The sequence below is a fragment of the Rosenbergiella metrosideri genome (assembly GCF_022602565.1).
GTDB classification, from domain to species: domain Bacteria; phylum Pseudomonadota; class Gammaproteobacteria; order Enterobacterales; family Enterobacteriaceae; genus Rosenbergiella; species Rosenbergiella metrosideri.
Window position 1 is genome coordinate 24,103 of the sequence record NZ_JALBCV010000011.1, and the last position, 14,875, is coordinate 38,977.

Below are 14,875 nucleotides of genomic sequence, written 5' to 3' on the forward strand. Positions count from 1 at the left end.
CCGCTCATTGCGGCCTTTTTTACGCCTAAATTTTGCATAAAGCCGCTAATTCTGGCGGTTTTACCCAACGTTTATAAGAGAGTTGATTATGTTCGGAATGTTTAAAAATAAAGTTCGTAAAGTTGCCGGTAACGTTAAGAAGATGGAAAACCGCGATGCGGTAGAAGCCTCAGTGTGGGGTGCATACGCGGTCGCGTTCGCTGACGGTAACTGCGAGCCATCCGAGATCGCTATTCTTGAGAAAACCCTTGCTGCCACCCCGGCTTTCGCTGGTTTTTCAGGTGAAATTTCTCAAATGAGCAGCAATATCCGCGCGCGTTACGAAGCCTCGCCTCGCGCAGCCAACGTTGCCGCCCTACGTGAACTGGCTGATATTGCCGGTACGCCGGAAGCTGAGGACGTTGTTGCCCTATGCTTGGATATTGCCGCACAAGGTGGGGAAATCAGCGAAATCGGTGAAGATGAAATGAGTGTCCTCAAGAAAATTGCTCAAGCCCTGCAAGTACAACTTGAAAAATTCTTTTAATGACTAAAGCCAAACTGGTTTTTGCGCTGGTGGCATTGTTGGTCCTGGCAACATTGGGACTCAGTAGCCGCCTTATCGGCTTGTTTGCCGATTTAACACTGATGGGAATACTACTTTGCATCATTGTTTATGTATTGAAGCCTCGCAACTCCACGCATAAAAAATAACGCTTCACGCATAACACCACACACTTAACGCATAAGGCCGATTAATACCGGCCTTTTTTTATGGGATCACTATGGCATTAGAAATTATAGAGACAGATAAAATTGGACTGACCGGCTCAGTTAAAACGCGCACTGGCGATAAGTTAAACGTCCTAATAACTGAAAATAACGAGCGCGCCATGATCATGCTTATTCAGAATGGTGAACTTGAAGCTTTTAAATATATTCCTAATGATGACTTTAACAGTGTGGTACGCGAAATCGTTGAAGTATGGTCCTTTGATCATTTGTACAACTTGCTTTGGCCTAATGCGTTGTTCACAGAAAAACGCGCATTGATGATTGAAGGGCTTGTTTTCTTTGTAGAAACAATAGTCATAGAGCTATTGGAATCCATGCACGGTCATGTCTGCGAAGACTGCAGGGAAGAAGAACACAATCACCATGAAGTACACGCCGCACCAGGGGCAGTTCTTCACTAATGACAAGACGTAAAAAGAAGCCGGTTAAGTCCGGCTCAATTCCCCTCTATATCGGTTCATTCATCATGTTTTCCACGCTGTTTCTTGGGATCCGCTTATATGGCTTTGAATGGACCGTACACCACGTAACGCTAGGTGCCGTTCTATTCGGGTTAGGCTCGATGGCCGGACGTGACCACCAGCGCCAAATTCAACGTAACAGAGCAAGCCGAAAATGAAGAAACGCACTAAGCAAGTGACAGCGTTCGGGCTGACCTTTGATGTGCATCGTGATGTGAAATTTATCACGGTAGATAGCGATGGCATGGTGCAAGCCCACTATGTTGATCCAGCACGTAAGCAGTCAGTGTGGCAAAGCCATACCAAGGGCTTGTATGAGCAATCAGATTGGCTCTTTAAGGTCAATTTTGAAGGCGAAGATTGGAAAGAATGTATCGCCGCAGTGTAACCAACATCAATTTTCCCATTCTGAGGTATCACCCCATGGAACAACAAAAACAAGCACAAACAATCGCCGCTGGTGGCCCGTTAAACAACGAATCCTTCAAGGACTTCATTCAACGCCTACGCCATGACGTAGCCGGTGAGAGAGTCCATGACCATTGCACCCGTGACGCCATTTTTACCGTGCAACGCTTACGCCGTATTGAAGGCATTGACCTTAACTTTGAACCGCCAAGACTTCTTACAGACAGTGACCACGAAAGGTATTGGTTTTCCCCTAAAGAATATTGGGACGAGTTAGAGCTAGAAGAAAAGAAAGCGCTCAACCAGGAAGCTATACAGGCAGAAGATAAGTTCTTTCTCGATATGAACGAGAACGAGCAATGGGACTTCCTAGCGGATCGCGATTATCTAAACGTGTATGGCTATCAAGAAGAATGGGAGCACGTTAACTCTCACCTTACCTATGCGGCCGCTGAGGCGTTTATTAAGCGTAAAACCAATGATTACCCTGACGGGCTACGTATCTTCACTGACAGCCGCGTGTGGTGCCCTGAGTTCACCATTATCGTTGATGCCCTTCTCGCTGGTCAGCTCGTTCTCAATACACCTGATAGTGACAATTACGCGGCGCTGAATTCTCTCAATAACGTTAACGAACAATTACAACGATTCGGAATTGATGAAGGCTCAGCGCAGTTAGGCGTACTTAAACTCATTGAATTGGCAAATCTTAGTAAAGTCACAAAGGCACCGTAATGAACGCACCGAACACTTACGCCCCACCTATCGAAACATTGCGCTATATCGTCATGCTTTGTGATGGACTAACCGTTAGTCAGATAGCAGCACAGGTGGGAAAAACCCGTCAGGCAGTAGCACAGGCACTTGTGACCTACGAGACACGCACCGGCACCGCGATTATTGAATCAGTAAGGCCGACTACAACGCTCACTCTCGAAGGTAAAGGGATCGCAATGATTGCCCGTGATGCTGTAGAGCAATATGACTATGCCAACAAGTTGATTGCCGAGTTAAACGAAAGAATGAGCAAGGAAAGCAGATAATGATTACCTCAGCGCGTTTCATTTCAATACCAAAAGAGAAATGGCCTCAGAAGTTATACGACCCTAAGCGCGTGGCCGTGTGGTTGAGTCCTGAGTTCCTTGTGCAACAAATTGCCGAAGAAAACGGCGTAATTCGCCTCACGATAAACCTTAATTACCGTAACGGTAATGGACGTTGGGAGGACGGCATTTCTTGGGATGAATTACAGCAAATCAAAAACGCCGTTGGCTTTAGTGAGTATGACGCCGTAGAGGTTTACCCCAAAGCAAGTGACCTGGTTAACGTTGCCAATATGCGCCACCTTTGGATTTTGCCTGAACCGCTGCCGTTCGCATGGAGAAGTGATGACAAACGAACAGATTAAGCAAATCTTCCTTGCTAACGGCTTCACTGAGAAGCCGCAAGCTGGTGGACATACCGATTTAAACCCTTACGTCTATGACGCCGCTAGGGCGCTTATAGAAGCCGATAGGGAAAATAGTAAACCCACATTTACTAATCGGGAAGAAATCAGACAAGCCGTTGTTACCATGTCAAAAGCTGTATATCTCTACTATAGAAGCCTTCCTGACGGTATAGAGAAAGATGAAGCCTATAGCGTCTACAAAGCCTTGGGTTTTTTGCGTTTTTCCACGGTGGCTAAAGAGTTTATTGAAGCCATCAATCCACGGACAAGCGTTAAAGATGACATTATAAAAATCACCAATCTGTTAGCGGAAAACGAATGGGCTGAGCATATTGCCAATACGCCATTAGGCCAACGCCTTGAAGGGCAGATAACAGACATGATTAACCGCTTTAACGGGAGTAGTGACGAATGATTGCATTAACACAAGAGAAGCGGCAAAAGAGAATTGACTGGCTAAAGGGCCGCATCTCCAGCATGGAACAGTGCCGAGATGAAATCCCATTTGGCTTGAGCGAAGATGAATCGATGGAGCTTTCTGCTTATAAGGATTCATTGTCATCACTAACGGCTGGTAAGCTATCAAAAGATGCATCTGAATCTTTAATTGCGATGGTTGAATATTCCCTTTCTCACAGAATATGTATGGGGATGGATGAAGGGTTTAAGTCTTTCGACCCAGTGGTCGAGCATGACTTTGTGCAAGAAATACGAGACTTTATTGCTTCTGGAGATAGTTTCTTCACCGCCCCGCCAGTGCCGGAGATTAAGTTGCCAGATGATGATCTGTGTGAAGAGGGATTAAAGAAGCACGGCTTAAGAACAAAATCAGAAGGTATTAGCCAGCTTTCTGATGGGTTTAGGTGTGGCTTTGCATGGCATGAGAACGAAATCAAACGCCTAAACGGATTGGGGGAGTGATATGAAAACTCAGATGCAATTAGCCAACCGCGCGTGGCGTGTTGAAACAAAAGCTATTGGTTGGGATAAGGGGTGGAAAAAAGGCCGTAAGGGGTGGAGGACTTTTTGTAGAGAAAATGCAGAGGTAACGGCCCAAGAAAGTCATGAATACTTCGACTCACAGGAAGCCGCGAATGATGCAGTTCGCGAAGAAATTAGTGAATGGACACCTTAACCATGAATGACGATCGCAAGCGTTACCTGAATAAAATCCGCAAACTAATGAATCTGGCCAACAACACAAGCAGTCCCGCTGAGGCTGCAAGTGCTCTCTCAAAAGCCCAAGCATTTATGCGTGAGCATGGCTACAGTGAGTCAGAGGTGCAATTCTCAGAGATTAGCACCAGCGAGACCAAGTCAGCTCCTAGTAACGCGGAGAAGCTACCTAAGTATATGACTATCTTAATAGCCTCAGTTGAGAAAGCTATGGGAGTGAAGGCACTAATTAGGTGGCGAATCACTGACGCTGGACACGCTAAAAGAGTTATTAAATTTTATGGGCTAGATCGCCGCGATGTAACGGCGGCGTATGTCTTCGATGTGCTGACCCGCTTAATAAAAAAAGCACGTAAAGAATTCCAATCAACATACTGTCCCTTCATGAATTCAGCTCAAAAATCACGAGCCGCTAATCAGTTCTGCGATGGATGGGCGTCAGGCGTTTATTATGCAATCAGTGAATTTATTGTGCCTGACGAACAAATCGAAAAGATGGATGCTTATACTGAGTCTTTGCGTAGGGATGGCCTAGAGGTTGCTAAGGAGCAGCGAGAACAGTCCCAAAAAGGGCGTAAAGACTCAGCCTATAAATTCCTTGGCTATGTAGAGGGAAAAAAAGCGGCAATATTTCAAGGCGTTGATGGTGGCAAGACTGTAACGCCTCAGTTAGCTGGTGGAACGTGACCATGGAGCCGCAAATACTTGATATGTGTTGCGGCTCTCGTATGTTCTGGCTCGACAAAGACGATCCTCGCGTCATGTTCTGCGATGTGAGAGCCGAAACACACGAAATGCCCGACAGAAAACCCCTTACCATTTCCCCTGATATTATCGCCGATTTTCGTAACCTTCCTTTCCCTGATGAATCATTCTGGCAAGTGGTATTCGACCCACCCCACTTATTGCGCGCTGGCATAAACGGTTGGATGCGCAAAAAGTATGGCCAGCTCGATAAAGAAACGTGGCCAGAAGATATAAAGCAGGGTTTCAAAGAGGCTTTCAGGGTACTCAAGCCCAACGGCACATTGATTTTCAAGTGGAACGAAACTCAGATCCGGATAAGCCAGATCCTTCCTCTTACCGAGTTTAATCCTACCGTATGGCAGCGTACCGGTAAGGGCGATAAAACTCATTGGATTTTGTTTATTAAACCAGAATAGGCACCCATGGACAGAAAAGAACTACTCCAAAAGGCGCATAAGCGCCTTTCTACATTGCGCGGTATGAGAAAGTATGGGAATGACGGCACCTGTATGCCCCGTGGTGGCGTTCGGGAGCAATACGATACTGATATTGCCCTAATGGAAGCCGCAATTGCTCACTTGAAGTTACGGCCACTTAGCGAGATTAAAACTACGCTGGTGAATAATGACGAGGCAGCTAAAGAAGTTATAGAAACAGCGCGCCTAATAATACCTCATGCCACCCCTGGCGATTGGTGGATGGACAGCCACGGCACCGCCCTTGTGTCGTTTGCTGACTCAGACATGAGAACCATATTTAGACCAATTGACGCAAGGGAAAAGCCCCACAGGCATGAAGCCACAGGAAGGCTGTCACATTGGGAAAATGACGCAGACGCCTCTTGGATCGTGTTAATGCAGCCTCGCAACGTCAAGCTGTTATTAGACGAGATAGAACAGCTGCAATCGAAAGTCTCAGAGCTAGAATCTCAACTGCCTAAATAACATAACCCCCTCTTTTTCATTCTTATTTCACCCTTTTCGTTGACTTAATCACCCCTGTAAATATAGTATATACATACTACTTACTGAGGCTAAAAGATGAACTATATCAACGAAGAAACTCGTACAGAGTCGTTACGCAAACTAGCGGAGGGTGAATCAATCCTTCTTGCCCCTTACCAGGGAAATACCTACGCAAGAGAATCCGCTTCAATTAAATCAACAGGCGCGCGTCTTGGCGTGTTGTTCATAATCAAGAAAGCATTAGTCGTTGTCGAAGATGAAGCACCGTTTGCAATGATCCGTGTCACGCACGGCGGCCCAATTAAGAAACAAGAGGCATAAAATGGCTAAAGGTTTTGAAGCATTATCGACAGTAGCAAACAGCCTTGAACAACAAATATGGGCCGCTGCAGAGAACAACAGTGATGTAGCATTAGAAATACTCGCTAATCTTGCAATGAGGACGATGCTACGCGCTGAAAGTGAAGATGCAGAGCTAGAATTCCTCGGAATGAAGGTACAAATCACGCTCGAAGTAGAATAGTTACGTACCACAAGTCGCCTAGTTCGGTGCTTTGAGAGTGATACAGGAAGCGAACCCCTTATGCCCTCAAGTGCCGAGCTAAATTAAAAACCCCTTCTTTATTTTTATTACCCCACAAGCACAAACGAGAATACCCCATGAAAGCAATCCTTACGCCGGACATATCACCGGCGATGGGGCTTGTTATATTCAAGCCTAGCAAAGAACTATTACCCCTATTCGAGAATGGCCGCGTGGTCATTTCACCTGAATTGCCCCACTTAAAGAATGTCGCTAGTGGTCCTATCCCCCACGCTAAGCAACCTCTCGCAATTAAGCGCGGTTTATCGTCATTCTTTGCAGCTGACGAGGTGATCAAAAAACTAGGTGGCGTAGGGATGTTGGTTCAGTACGTTAAAGGGTTGGCCCAAGGTCAGTGCCAAGCAACAGAAGAAGATGAAGATAAGTATCATTTTAAATATTTCTGCGAACTGCATACGGAATGTGGCGTTGTCTGGCTATGCCACCACCATGATAACCACTATCGAGATAACGGCGCGACTGAGGCACTTAACGAGCTCGCACAGACACAGCGCATAGAGTGGATTATCTCACGCATTATCCAGGCATTAGGCAAGGACCCCGATCACACGCTCTCACTGCAAGAGCTATGCTGGTGGGCTTTTACTCACGGTGCGGCGCACTTTCTTTCTGATTACGTTTTACGTGAAGCAGCCGGTACCGCAACACGAATGGAAGCGATTAAGAGCGAGTATAAAGAATCAGAATTAATCGTTGATTCATACGACCAGAATTACACCTATCTTGCCGATTGCTGCAGTCAATACACCGCCCACCAGCCAGAATAACTAAGGAGCCGGAGCAATCCGGCCATATAACCATGAAAAACAGATTTTACCTTTCTTGCCAGCGCGACAACGTAGGCGGCAACATGGCGTTTCACGGTCAAAACGGCCAGGGCTACCACACGAACATAGACAAGGCCCATGTTTACACGCGTGAAGAAGCACAGCGCGCGTGGGAGTTAGGGCGAGACTTTGATGTACCTATCAGTGCCGATCATGTTGATACTCTCACGGTATGGCGCGTAGACCATCAATACATTCCTTGTGAAAACCTGCTAGTGGATGGGTGCGATCAGTATGTCGCGTTCGTCAAAGGCTCATGGAACGGTAACGATGTGTATTGGCTCACTGATTATCGAACCAGTGACGATTTTTCAAAGGTGAAAGTATTCAGTCAGCCTGATTTAAGCGATACAGAATTGGTATGGATGCCGTATAGCGTGGCGAATGAGCAAAAGCGGCGCACCTTTGACGTGAGTAACTATTCGCCCAGGAAGATGACACAAGGCGCAGGGATTAAGATACCCGGACACGTTAAAAGAGCTAAGAATCGCAAGAAGAATCCCCTCTGCCGTATCAATTGCCCTGATTGTGGCCGTATCAATTGGCAGGAGCATGATTATCACTTTGAAGGGTGCAGGAACATGGATTGCGAGGCACGCCGGTTTTAGTATCAAACAACCATCAAACAAAAAGGGCGCATACAGCGCCCTTCACTTCTTAACTATTTAACTAACTTTATGTCTTGCGTTCGATGGCGTTTTTGTTCGGTATAGAAGTTTTCATGCGATCCGAAGCTGAGTAAATAAAGCTCAAGCTTTCCCTCATTAAAACTATACCCAAGCAAACACTGACGCCCTTTTAAGTCAAACTTATAGACTCGAAGGTAGGATAAATCACCCTTCTTTCTCTCACCTGCAGTTGGATTGTCTATAACAAAATCAATTGCATCTTCTACAACGGCGCACTCGTTATCAGGTAGTTTCGATAAAGCCTTTTCAAATCGGCGGCTTTGAAATACCTCAAGTGCGTTTTGTTCTCCTGACATACCGAGTCCCTAAAGAATGTTCTAGCTCTTGCTTAGCGAGTAGCGTTTCCATTACGAATTCATAGGTAAGATCGGGGTTTTCCTCAAGGATTTTACCAATGCTCGCCCAATGCTCAATTTGCTTAGGAACGCTACGCTTAGCAACGCCAGCATGGATTTTGATTGATTCTACAAAGTCATCGTCTAAACGGATGCTAGTAGCCATAAGGTGCCTCTCGTGTTCTAAAACTGCTCTGATTAAATTTAAAATTAAAATGATTACTGGAAATACCAGGACATGAGGGTAAGTACAAAATACCCCCATATGCGACAATATGCAACAAAATGCAGCGCTGACTTAAATCTAAAATCAACAAAATATCGGCGGTTCATCAAATCTCTAACTTCCTAATCTAGCCATGCACTCATAAACGAGGCTTAACCATGATCTTAGATTGGCTTATACGCCACAGTCAGAAGGAAACAGAGAGAATGTCATTAGAAGAACTGCAACCAGAACTACAACCTGAGCCACAGCCAGAACCGCAAGTCGATCCTCAACCGGAACCGCAGCCTGAACCGCAACCAGAAGCAGAACAAGCCGTTGTGAATGAGCCCACCCCTGCAGAACCTAAAGCCGAAGACGAACAAGGCGACCAGCAATCTAAGCTCGCTGATGCCCTGGACGCGTTAACGGTCGATAAGGGACAGTTAGCGACTGCATCCTCTATCACTGCAAAAGATGGAAATGCCGCTCTTGCACTGACTTCCCCAGGTGCGCTAAAGATTGAGGCTCCGCTTCACGAGCAAGGCTTTGCGCAACCTGAATTGGCACCATCACCCGATGGCGAGCACTCGCATAACATTGCTCCGGCACTGGTAGGTCAGCATACCCATTCTTTGTTCCCGTCCTTGCGCACGTATGCACTCGCCACCGCAAGCGCAGTAGATAAACTGGAAGCAGCCTATAAGAACCGTATTCTGCATATCCGAAGCATCGTTGAGCATTTAGGCAAAGAAGCCGAGGCAGACGTGCTGGCACTATTCGATAAGCACCCGATCGTTATCGACTAATGACCACCAGCCAGAAAGTAGAAGCGCCTATTGATTGGTGTCAGCGCATGATGGATAACGCGAAAGACGGCAACGAGGCGCTAGATTACTTCAACCTCAAAGAGCGTTGGGTAGGCATCATTAAAGAGGCTAATCAATTGCGCAGTAAGCAGGTAAAAAATGAGTCACCTTGACCGCGTTAAAACTGAAAAAGAGGAATTGGAAGTAAAAGCCGGTTCCCTCGCTGTATTTATCTATAAGTCAGAGACTTTTAAGGCATTAAGCACTGAGAAGCAAAATACCTTGAAAGCTCAACTTAGCGTAATGCAGTCGTATATCTCTATCCTAGAACTACGTTTAACGCAGGGATAGGCTTTGGCGTTGTGGAAATAAAGCGAATACTGGAAGCTGAACCAGTTTAAAAAAAGTTACGGGTGTCATCGCCACCTAGCCACCACAGCAAACATAAACACACCCGGCAAGCCTCTTAACAATGCTCAAATTGCCGGGTTTTTTATTTGGTGTAATTCCACCGTTTTAATTCCCCCGAATTCGAGGGAATAGACTATTTTCGTGACGTCAGCAATATGGTTGGCGGTCTATACCTCTAAATCAACCTTTTGGCCGTTTGGCAGGGAAACGCTAAGAGTGAGTTCCCCATCAAAGCCAGCAATATAGCGCTTAATAGTGGATAATTTAGGGTCATTCCCTATCTTCTCTACTTTAGCGATTGCAGGTTGTTTTACACCTATCATTTCAGCGAGATCTATCTGAGACACTTCGAGCATTTCACGCAATCTCTGCAAGGTGACTTCTCGACGTATCTGCTGGGCTCTTACGTCAACACGAGCTAGACTTTCAGGTGATAGGCCAGCCCTTAATTCTTTTAAGCTAGACATATTTACTCCTTAATTTCTTTTAAATGGTCGTCAAATTCTTGATCAGCCAACTTTATGAGCTCTTTATAAAAAAGCTTTTCGTTTTTTCCTTTCTTGTCGCCAGCGCAGAGAATTATTGCTTTTCTCTCTGGATCGAACGCAAAACAGATTCTTATCGGGTGTCTGTCTACCTTTAATCGAAGCTCTTTCATGTTTGGGTGCTTGGAGCCATTTAAAGTGTCGGAATAAGGTCTTCCGAGATTAGGCCCTACCGCTTCAAGCACCGTTAACAACGCCAAAACTTCAATTTTTATGTCATCGTCCTGCGTATCGAACCATGTTTTGAATGTGTCTCTGTTTTTGACAACCCACTTCATTTCAATGACCCTTATATTCCTTGTAGGCTATATTGTATTCCTTATAAGGAATATATCAAGTCTGTTTTGTAACCATGTTGCTGACGTCAACATGGTTACAAAACCGCAAATAATCGACACGTACTCCTGATGTGTCGAAGCCAAGTACACGCAAAGCCCCTTCCTGCCTCACTTTCTGCCCCGAAAAAAAATAAAAAAATTCTTGACCGCGTTTTCACGCAAATAACGAACCTCTTAATTTCCTACGCAGGCAAAAGCGAACCATTGGGTACTTTTGGCGATTTATCCTTTTTCAGCTAACGCGCGGAAAGGTTCGTAATGCTCAAAGACAGGCCGCTTTATGCGGCCTTTTTTTTTATGCGAGCGAGGAAGTATGCAACAGAAAATCGCAGTATTTGCCCTGTCCTTTGCCGCCCCGATGTGGGCGAGCGCTGTCTTTGATGATGGGGTCCTGACGTTTGGTGAAGTTAAGAAGATTTCCGCGAAGCTAAAGGACCAAGAAACCAAGGTTAAACCGGCGGTCGTAAAGCTAATGAATAGCGGCTTTAAGGTGCTGGTGGATGAAGTCTCCCCTATTGTGACGGCTGGCACCGGCGCGTCACTCATTAAGCTCTCAAGCAAGCACCGTGACGAGCGCCCCGTGCTGGTGGCAGGACTTGAACGGTACCGAGAATTAAAGCGTCTTAGCGCGATTGTCTTCCCTCCCAAATCAGGCGAGCGATTCAACATCCCCGAAGACGTTGTAGAGTCCGAATTCAACTCAAGCGGCGATGAAGTGTACCGGATTAACTGGCCGGTGCTGACGGCCGATCACGTAGTCACCATCCTGGCGTGTTACGCAACGATTTATCACCCCGTAGCCAGTGCCGCCTACATTGCCGGGCTTAATGCTGACATACCCGATAAGAAGCCCACCAGCGGCATTGTCGCAGCGTTTAACCGAATCCTTAACGCACGGCATATCAATGACGTTAATCCCTCCCCTGAGCCGCTAACGGGCCTCGTGATTGATGACAGCACGAGGATCCTATAGCCATGAACTACAACCGCTTAGATGACCGCTTTATCGAGAGCGATGTGCTACGGGCCATGATGCACCGGGAAATGCTCGATCGGGTGAGTCAGTACAACGAAGACAACTTTGATTATGTGATTAAGGTTGATGAACAGTACCGCTCGGACCTTGCCGCGTTTCGTGCATACGGTTCCCAAGAATTGCGATGGGTATTCCGCGTTATCGCTGGCCATGAAAGTGAGTATGAAGCCCTTCCCACCGGCAAGACCTTCACCCTGCCGGATTCCACCTGGTTACGTAACAAAATCCGCGACTATGCGGAAAAATCCGGTGCGATAGATGGCTGACATTCCAAGGACTAACGCCGGTCGATACCAGACGGAAGGATTGAGTTCTCAAGACTTCAACCGCGTATTCGACCAGATACAAAAAGACCAGCGAAAGAAGCGGCGCAGGGCGCGTTCTACCATCACGCCGTTTCTACTCAAAAACAAATCGCTCGATGACATTATCAAGCTCGGTCGCCGTAAAGGTGGAATGTACTTCACTAAGGACGATTTAAAAGGCTTTGAACGTAATCGTAACGATGCCCGGAACAATTTTACCAATGGCGAAGCTGGGATCACTTATGCGCAATTGATCGCACACAGCCAGCAGATAGATATTAAGCGCGCCAACAACAAGGTCGATAACGGGCTAGGCATTACCAGTGCCACCCCTGTCTCTATCAAACATAACTTACTCATTGTTCGGGTTAAGGCGTCCCAAGCGTCACATGACCAACATCACCGCGTAAAGATCCGGTTTGAGCAATGGGATGCACTACTGGATGAATTAACAGATGATAAGCGGAAAAATCAGGCAATTGTTCGCCAGCTCTGCGCTGGTCGCCTCTCTTTCGACTGCGATTGCGGTAGGCACCAGTATTGGTACCGATATATCGCCACAGCAGGTAACTTTGCCGTTGCACCCCCGAAAGAATACGCCTACCCCAAGGAAAAGAACCCGGACCTTAAAGGCGTAGCTTGTAAGCACGTCATTCATGCTACTACGCGTCTGCAGTCACCAGCCTGGCAAGTCCGTGTCCTGCAAACAATGCTGCAGGTCGCAAAGCAAGTCGGCTATGGCGATGACCGGCGCAATACTACCGAGCACTTTTCCGATAAAGAGCAAAAGCAACTTAACCGTAACCGTAAATCGCAGACTAATGCCGCCGCACTGAAACGTGAGTGGCAAATTTATCAACGCCGCCAGGTTGCGCTAGGTAAAAAGCTCGATGACGAGAACGGCAGTATTGATGACCTACGCAAGCAGCTAACTAAATCTAAATCCCTCACCAAAGCCCAACGTAAGAAAGCCGAAACCGCCCAGGCAAAGCTACAAAAAGAGCGCGACAAAAACGCCCTACTCCAACAGCAATTAGCTGATCAGTTTCAAGTCCGTAAACAGGCGTTTATTGATGCCCTGGTTATGACGGGAATGAGTGAGAAGGACGCCACGGCCAAGTTTATGCAGACAGTTAAAGGAGGCCGTTAATAATGGGCCGCTATGATGATTTTTTTGAAGACGAGACACCTACCGTCACGCCGACTGAATTCAGTCCGACTCCCACCGTTGAACCACAAGCCGATGCGCCGGCAGCGGTAACACCATCGCCAGAATCGGCAGAAAACGTAACAACTGAGCTAGAAAACGCACCAGATGTGCCAAAAACGGAGGAACAAGCCCCCCAAGGTGAGACACAAGCTCCTGCAGACGACACGAGCTCCGATAATGAGGCAAGCAGCTCCGATACTAGCGCCACTAGCTCCGATACTCACGACACTGCAGAAGTGCCAGAAACCGAACAACCAACCGCACCGGTCGTACCGTCAGCCATTGCCGGTAAACAGCAATCCACCAGCCTCAAGCCTCGGTACCAAGGCGACAGCGAATTCAGTCAAATGGTGGCCGAGGATTGGTTTGAAACCATAAAAGCCGATCCTCGCAGTTACCAGGCGCTTTTATATCGCCCGGCCAATGGCACCTATGGCGTGGTGGACCCTGAAACGGGTATCGAATCAGATGCCTTTACCGAAATGGATAACAACCAGCGCGAATTGACGTATGACGATCCGGTAATTGTGGTGCTACGTGATAGCAACGATAGCCGCGAGGCTTTTGCGGCCCTGGACGATGACACAAATCAAGATGGGCTGGTGGATAACTACTTGATTGTTTCGATCGCCGATAAGCACGTCCCTAAAGGCTCAATCCTTGAGTGGAACGAGGAAACGCTAGACGGTGGCGAACGCCGCGTGTGGTGGTACGTAAACCAACTTTACAGCTATGGCACACAGCATGTCGGCACCTTGTATTACTGCATACCAGCTCGAACCTTTGACACAACTGATTCAGGTAAACCGCTATGAGTAACTTAACAGCCATCCCTTTATCTCGCACTGGCGAGTGGAAAACAACACGCACCGGCAAGTATGAAACTATCGGACTCAAGACGGTAGATGATGCCCTGGCGGCGCGCATTAGTGGGATGTTTTCTAATGCCGTGGTGTTAGGGAGCAATCCGGGAACAGAACGCTTTGCCTCTTTCCTCAATCGCAAGCCTCAAGAGCGTGTCTATAGCGGTAAATTCGATGACGTTGCACAAATACTCCGATCCATTGGACAGGAAAAGTCAGGTCAGCAAGCAACCCTGAGCGATGCACAGATTAACAGCCTGGCTTTGCCCGTGGTGAACGTGTCCCGAAACTTTGATCTGGTATTTGAAAACGGCGATGAAGGCACGTCTGTTTGGTATTATAACTATTTCACTGATGACGCCGGGAAGCCACTCGCTGACCTCTTAACGCAATACGTGAGCCTGAGCTATGAAGTGATGCTTATTGCTGCCGAGAAAGAAACCTTGGCGATGATGTGTAATGCCCTGGCGGCGTCGTTCTACAGCATGACGGAGCACACCCTAGCCCACACGGGCAAGCTCTATTACTCAGATATTCCCCTGCAGAGTGCAATTGCCACCCCTAAATCGCTGATGTTCAGTGAGATGACGCCGAGCACAACAGGCCGGATCTTTGCGGCCAGTCTTCCCTTAACGGTAACTGCGCAAGTCGTTTCCGCATGGGAATTAGAAGCAAGACGCGTCACTACAACCGTTGGAATGGAGCTAAGAAGATAAT

30 protein-coding genes are annotated in these 14,875 nt (G+C 47.1%); 26 read left to right on the top strand and 4 right to left on the bottom strand.

Going from position 1 to position 14,875, the window contains the following annotated elements; genetic code table 11:
- Window positions 1-88: 88 nt before the first annotated feature.
- From MKR94_RS11360 to MKR94_RS11445, 18 genes are all read left to right on the top strand, one after another.
- Window positions 89-526 (top strand): tellurite resistance TerB family protein, encoded by a 438-nt coding sequence (locus tag MKR94_RS11360; RefSeq protein WP_241647004.1) that lies wholly within the window; start codon window positions 89-91, stop codon window positions 524-526.
- On the top strand, window positions 526-693 hold the full coding sequence (locus MKR94_RS11365; RefSeq protein WP_241647005.1) for a hypothetical protein: 168 nt from the start codon (window positions 526-528) through the stop codon (window positions 691-693). The genes MKR94_RS11360 and MKR94_RS11365 overlap by 1 nt, the downstream gene beginning before the upstream one ends.
- Window positions 694-764: 71 nt before the next feature.
- Window positions 765-1,175 carry a hypothetical protein gene (locus MKR94_RS11370; RefSeq protein ID WP_241647006.1) on the top strand — a complete coding sequence of 137 codons (411 nt, stop codon included), beginning with the start codon at window positions 765-767 and terminating at the stop codon, window positions 1,173-1,175.
- Window positions 1,175-1,393, top strand: coding sequence for a hypothetical protein (locus MKR94_RS11375; protein WP_241647007.1), 219 nt, complete (start codon window positions 1,175-1,177; stop codon window positions 1,391-1,393). The genes MKR94_RS11370 and MKR94_RS11375 overlap by 1 nt, the downstream gene beginning before the upstream one ends.
- Window positions 1,390-1,623, top strand: coding sequence for a hypothetical protein (locus tag MKR94_RS11380; protein WP_241647008.1), 234 nt, complete (start codon window positions 1,390-1,392; stop codon window positions 1,621-1,623). Before MKR94_RS11375 ends, MKR94_RS11380 begins: the two co-directional genes overlap by 4 nt.
- Window positions 1,624-1,658: 35 nt before the next feature.
- Window positions 1,659-2,378, top strand: coding sequence for a hypothetical protein (locus tag MKR94_RS11385; RefSeq protein WP_241647009.1), 720 nt, complete (start codon window positions 1,659-1,661; stop codon window positions 2,376-2,378).
- On the top strand, window positions 2,378-2,686 hold the full coding sequence (locus tag MKR94_RS11390) for a hypothetical protein (RefSeq protein WP_241647010.1): 309 nt from the start codon (window positions 2,378-2,380) through the stop codon (window positions 2,684-2,686). The genes MKR94_RS11385 and MKR94_RS11390 overlap by 1 nt, the downstream gene beginning before the upstream one ends.
- Window positions 2,686-3,051: a DUF7694 domain-containing protein gene (locus MKR94_RS11395; RefSeq protein ID WP_241647011.1), complete on the top strand. Its 366-nt coding sequence runs from the start codon at window positions 2,686-2,688 to the stop codon at window positions 3,049-3,051. Before MKR94_RS11390 ends, MKR94_RS11395 begins: the two co-directional genes overlap by 1 nt.
- The gene (locus tag MKR94_RS11400) at window positions 3,032-3,508 is read left to right on the top strand and encodes a hypothetical protein (RefSeq protein ID WP_241647012.1); all 477 of its coding nucleotides are present in this window, start codon (window positions 3,032-3,034) and stop codon (window positions 3,506-3,508) included. The genes MKR94_RS11395 and MKR94_RS11400 overlap by 20 nt, the downstream gene beginning before the upstream one ends.
- Complete coding sequence (locus MKR94_RS11405; protein WP_241647013.1) at window positions 3,505-4,014, top strand: hypothetical protein; 510 nt, start codon at window positions 3,505-3,507, stop codon at window positions 4,012-4,014. Before MKR94_RS11400 ends, MKR94_RS11405 begins: the two co-directional genes overlap by 4 nt.
- Window position 4,015: 1 nt before the next feature.
- The gene (locus tag MKR94_RS11410) at window positions 4,016-4,228 is read left to right on the top strand and encodes a hypothetical protein (RefSeq protein ID WP_241647014.1); all 213 of its coding nucleotides are present in this window, start codon (window positions 4,016-4,018) and stop codon (window positions 4,226-4,228) included.
- Window positions 4,216-4,956, top strand: a complete 741-nt coding sequence (locus MKR94_RS11415; RefSeq protein WP_241647015.1) for a DUF2786 domain-containing protein — start codon at window positions 4,216-4,218, stop codon at window positions 4,954-4,956. The genes MKR94_RS11410 and MKR94_RS11415 overlap by 13 nt, the downstream gene beginning before the upstream one ends.
- A gap of 2 nt (window positions 4,957-4,958) precedes the next feature.
- Window positions 4,959-5,432 carry a class I SAM-dependent methyltransferase gene (locus MKR94_RS11420; RefSeq protein WP_241647016.1) on the top strand — a complete coding sequence of 158 codons (474 nt, stop codon included), beginning with the start codon at window positions 4,959-4,961 and terminating at the stop codon, window positions 5,430-5,432.
- A gap of 6 nt (window positions 5,433-5,438) precedes the next feature.
- Window positions 5,439-5,960, top strand: a complete 522-nt coding sequence (locus tag MKR94_RS11425; protein WP_241647017.1) for a hypothetical protein — start codon at window positions 5,439-5,441, stop codon at window positions 5,958-5,960.
- A 96-nt stretch (window positions 5,961-6,056) separates the two neighbouring features.
- Window positions 6,057-6,302 carry a hypothetical protein gene (locus tag MKR94_RS11430; protein WP_241647018.1) on the top strand — a complete coding sequence of 82 codons (246 nt, stop codon included), beginning with the start codon at window positions 6,057-6,059 and terminating at the stop codon, window positions 6,300-6,302.
- A 1-nt stretch (window position 6,303) separates the two neighbouring features.
- Complete coding sequence (locus MKR94_RS11435) at window positions 6,304-6,504, top strand: hypothetical protein (protein WP_241647019.1); 201 nt, start codon at window positions 6,304-6,306, stop codon at window positions 6,502-6,504.
- A gap of 137 nt (window positions 6,505-6,641) precedes the next feature.
- Window positions 6,642-7,352, top strand: a complete 711-nt coding sequence (locus tag MKR94_RS11440) for a hypothetical protein (protein ID WP_241647020.1) — start codon at window positions 6,642-6,644, stop codon at window positions 7,350-7,352.
- 32 nt (window positions 7,353-7,384) lie between these two features.
- Window positions 7,385-8,020 (top strand): hypothetical protein, encoded by a 636-nt coding sequence (locus MKR94_RS11445; RefSeq protein WP_241647021.1) that lies wholly within the window; start codon window positions 7,385-7,387, stop codon window positions 8,018-8,020.
- 53 nt (window positions 8,021-8,073) lie between these two features.
- Here the strand turns inward: MKR94_RS11445 and MKR94_RS11450 are convergent, their stop codons facing one another.
- Together MKR94_RS11450 and MKR94_RS11455 are read right to left on the bottom strand one after the other, a co-directional pair.
- Window positions 8,074-8,397 (bottom strand): type II toxin-antitoxin system RelE/ParE family toxin, encoded by a 324-nt coding sequence (locus MKR94_RS11450; protein ID WP_241647022.1) that lies wholly within the window; start codon window positions 8,395-8,397, stop codon window positions 8,074-8,076.
- A complete protein-coding gene (locus tag MKR94_RS11455) occupies window positions 8,372-8,602 on the bottom strand; it encodes a TA system antitoxin ParD family protein (RefSeq protein WP_241647023.1) in 231 nt (76 codons plus the stop codon). The genes MKR94_RS11450 and MKR94_RS11455 overlap by 26 nt, the downstream gene beginning before the upstream one ends.
- Before the next feature lie 266 nt (window positions 8,603-8,868).
- Between MKR94_RS11455 and MKR94_RS11460 the strand changes: the two genes are divergently transcribed.
- The 3 genes from MKR94_RS11460 to MKR94_RS17185 are packed head-to-tail and all read left to right on the top strand — an operon-like array spanning window position 8,869 to window position 9,801.
- On the top strand, window positions 8,869-9,450 hold the full coding sequence (locus MKR94_RS11460; RefSeq protein WP_241647024.1) for a hypothetical protein: 582 nt from the start codon (window positions 8,869-8,871) through the stop codon (window positions 9,448-9,450).
- Complete coding sequence (locus MKR94_RS11465; RefSeq protein WP_241647025.1) at window positions 9,450-9,623, top strand: hypothetical protein; 174 nt, start codon at window positions 9,450-9,452, stop codon at window positions 9,621-9,623. Before MKR94_RS11460 ends, MKR94_RS11465 begins: the two co-directional genes overlap by 1 nt.
- Window positions 9,610-9,801 carry a crAss001_48 related protein gene (locus MKR94_RS17185; protein WP_422047523.1) on the top strand — a complete coding sequence of 64 codons (192 nt, stop codon included), beginning with the start codon at window positions 9,610-9,612 and terminating at the stop codon, window positions 9,799-9,801. Before MKR94_RS11465 ends, MKR94_RS17185 begins: the two co-directional genes overlap by 14 nt.
- Window positions 9,802-10,028: 227 nt before the next feature.
- On the opposite strand, the gene MKR94_RS11470 is transcribed toward MKR94_RS17185, so the two are convergent.
- Window positions 10,029-10,328 (bottom strand): helix-turn-helix domain-containing protein, encoded by a 300-nt coding sequence (locus MKR94_RS11470; protein WP_241647026.1) that lies wholly within the window; start codon window positions 10,326-10,328, stop codon window positions 10,029-10,031.
- 2 nt (window positions 10,329-10,330) lie between these two features.
- The gene (locus MKR94_RS11475; protein ID WP_241647027.1) at window positions 10,331-10,684 is read right to left on the bottom strand and encodes a type II toxin-antitoxin system RelE/ParE family toxin; all 354 of its coding nucleotides are present in this window, start codon (window positions 10,682-10,684) and stop codon (window positions 10,331-10,333) included.
- Between the two features lie 373 nt (window positions 10,685-11,057).
- On the opposite strand from MKR94_RS11475, the gene MKR94_RS11480 reads away from it, so the two are divergent.
- From MKR94_RS11480 to MKR94_RS11500, 5 genes are read left to right on the top strand one after another with little or no spacing between them, the layout of a single operon-like run.
- A complete protein-coding gene (locus MKR94_RS11480; protein ID WP_241647028.1) occupies window positions 11,058-11,717 on the top strand; it encodes a maturation control protein in 660 nt (219 codons plus the stop codon).
- 2 nt (window positions 11,718-11,719) lie between these two features.
- A complete protein-coding gene (locus tag MKR94_RS11485; RefSeq protein ID WP_241647029.1) occupies window positions 11,720-12,046 on the top strand; it encodes a baseplate protein in 327 nt (108 codons plus the stop codon).
- The gene (locus MKR94_RS11490) at window positions 12,039-13,235 is read left to right on the top strand and encodes a phage tail protein (RefSeq protein ID WP_241647030.1); all 1,197 of its coding nucleotides are present in this window, start codon (window positions 12,039-12,041) and stop codon (window positions 13,233-13,235) included. The genes MKR94_RS11485 and MKR94_RS11490 overlap by 8 nt, the downstream gene beginning before the upstream one ends.
- 2 nt (window positions 13,236-13,237) lie before the next feature.
- Window positions 13,238-14,110: a phage tail protein gene (locus MKR94_RS11495; RefSeq protein WP_241647031.1), complete on the top strand. Its 873-nt coding sequence runs from the start codon at window positions 13,238-13,240 to the stop codon at window positions 14,108-14,110.
- Window positions 14,107-14,874, top strand: coding sequence for a hypothetical protein (locus MKR94_RS11500; protein ID WP_241647032.1), 768 nt, complete (start codon window positions 14,107-14,109; stop codon window positions 14,872-14,874). Before MKR94_RS11495 ends, MKR94_RS11500 begins: the two co-directional genes overlap by 4 nt.
- The last annotated feature ends 1 nt before the right edge of the window (window position 14,875 follow it).

What these genes read in the sequence shown, in the direction of transcription:
- MKR94_RS11360 (WP_241647004.1), top strand. Translation starts at nt 89, where the DNA reads ATGTTCGGAATGTTTAAAAATAAAGTTCGTAAAGTTGCCGGTAACGTT.
- MKR94_RS11365 (WP_241647005.1), top strand. Translation starts at nt 526, where the DNA reads ATGACTAAAGCCAAACTGGTTTTTGCGCTGGTGGCATTGTTGGTCCTG.
- MKR94_RS11370 (WP_241647006.1), top strand. Translation starts at nt 765, where the DNA reads ATGGCATTAGAAATTATAGAGACAGATAAAATTGGACTGACCGGCTCA.
- MKR94_RS11375 (WP_241647007.1), top strand. Translation starts at nt 1,175, where the DNA reads ATGACAAGACGTAAAAAGAAGCCGGTTAAGTCCGGCTCAATTCCCCTC.
- MKR94_RS11380 (WP_241647008.1), top strand. Translation starts at nt 1,390, where the DNA reads ATGAAGAAACGCACTAAGCAAGTGACAGCGTTCGGGCTGACCTTTGAT.
- MKR94_RS11385 (WP_241647009.1), top strand. Translation starts at nt 1,659, where the DNA reads ATGGAACAACAAAAACAAGCACAAACAATCGCCGCTGGTGGCCCGTTA.
- MKR94_RS11390 (WP_241647010.1), top strand. Translation starts at nt 2,378, where the DNA reads ATGAACGCACCGAACACTTACGCCCCACCTATCGAAACATTGCGCTAT.
- MKR94_RS11395 (WP_241647011.1), top strand. Translation starts at nt 2,686, where the DNA reads ATGATTACCTCAGCGCGTTTCATTTCAATACCAAAAGAGAAATGGCCT.
- MKR94_RS11400 (WP_241647012.1), top strand. Translation starts at nt 3,032, where the DNA reads ATGACAAACGAACAGATTAAGCAAATCTTCCTTGCTAACGGCTTCACT.
- MKR94_RS11405 (WP_241647013.1), top strand. Translation starts at nt 3,505, where the DNA reads ATGATTGCATTAACACAAGAGAAGCGGCAAAAGAGAATTGACTGGCTA.
- MKR94_RS11410 (WP_241647014.1), top strand. Translation starts at nt 4,016, where the DNA reads ATGAAAACTCAGATGCAATTAGCCAACCGCGCGTGGCGTGTTGAAACA.
- MKR94_RS11415 (WP_241647015.1), top strand. Translation starts at nt 4,216, where the DNA reads ATGGACACCTTAACCATGAATGACGATCGCAAGCGTTACCTGAATAAA.
- MKR94_RS11420 (WP_241647016.1), top strand. Translation starts at nt 4,959, where the DNA reads ATGGAGCCGCAAATACTTGATATGTGTTGCGGCTCTCGTATGTTCTGG.
- MKR94_RS11425 (WP_241647017.1), top strand. Translation starts at nt 5,439, where the DNA reads ATGGACAGAAAAGAACTACTCCAAAAGGCGCATAAGCGCCTTTCTACA.
- MKR94_RS11430 (WP_241647018.1), top strand. Translation starts at nt 6,057, where the DNA reads ATGAACTATATCAACGAAGAAACTCGTACAGAGTCGTTACGCAAACTA.
- MKR94_RS11435 (WP_241647019.1), top strand. Translation starts at nt 6,304, where the DNA reads ATGGCTAAAGGTTTTGAAGCATTATCGACAGTAGCAAACAGCCTTGAA.
- MKR94_RS11440 (WP_241647020.1), top strand. Translation starts at nt 6,642, where the DNA reads ATGAAAGCAATCCTTACGCCGGACATATCACCGGCGATGGGGCTTGTT.
- MKR94_RS11445 (WP_241647021.1), top strand. Translation starts at nt 7,385, where the DNA reads ATGAAAAACAGATTTTACCTTTCTTGCCAGCGCGACAACGTAGGCGGC.
- MKR94_RS11450 (WP_241647022.1), bottom strand. Translation starts at nt 8,397, where the DNA reads ATGTCAGGAGAACAAAACGCACTTGAGGTATTTCAAAGCCGCCGATTT.
- MKR94_RS11455 (WP_241647023.1), bottom strand. Translation starts at nt 8,602, where the DNA reads ATGGCTACTAGCATCCGTTTAGACGATGACTTTGTAGAATCAATCAAA.
- MKR94_RS11460 (WP_241647024.1), top strand. Translation starts at nt 8,869, where the DNA reads ATGTCATTAGAAGAACTGCAACCAGAACTACAACCTGAGCCACAGCCA.
- MKR94_RS11465 (WP_241647025.1), top strand. Translation starts at nt 9,450, where the DNA reads ATGACCACCAGCCAGAAAGTAGAAGCGCCTATTGATTGGTGTCAGCGC.
- MKR94_RS17185 (WP_422047523.1), top strand. Translation starts at nt 9,610, where the DNA reads ATGAGTCACCTTGACCGCGTTAAAACTGAAAAAGAGGAATTGGAAGTA.
- MKR94_RS11470 (WP_241647026.1), bottom strand. Translation starts at nt 10,328, where the DNA reads ATGTCTAGCTTAAAAGAATTAAGGGCTGGCCTATCACCTGAAAGTCTA.
- MKR94_RS11475 (WP_241647027.1), bottom strand. Translation starts at nt 10,684, where the DNA reads ATGAAGTGGGTTGTCAAAAACAGAGACACATTCAAAACATGGTTCGAT.
- MKR94_RS11480 (WP_241647028.1), top strand. Translation starts at nt 11,058, where the DNA reads ATGCAACAGAAAATCGCAGTATTTGCCCTGTCCTTTGCCGCCCCGATG.
- MKR94_RS11485 (WP_241647029.1), top strand. Translation starts at nt 11,720, where the DNA reads ATGAACTACAACCGCTTAGATGACCGCTTTATCGAGAGCGATGTGCTA.
- MKR94_RS11490 (WP_241647030.1), top strand. Translation starts at nt 12,039, where the DNA reads ATGGCTGACATTCCAAGGACTAACGCCGGTCGATACCAGACGGAAGGA.
- MKR94_RS11495 (WP_241647031.1), top strand. Translation starts at nt 13,238, where the DNA reads ATGGGCCGCTATGATGATTTTTTTGAAGACGAGACACCTACCGTCACG.
- MKR94_RS11500 (WP_241647032.1), top strand. Translation starts at nt 14,107, where the DNA reads ATGAGTAACTTAACAGCCATCCCTTTATCTCGCACTGGCGAGTGGAAA.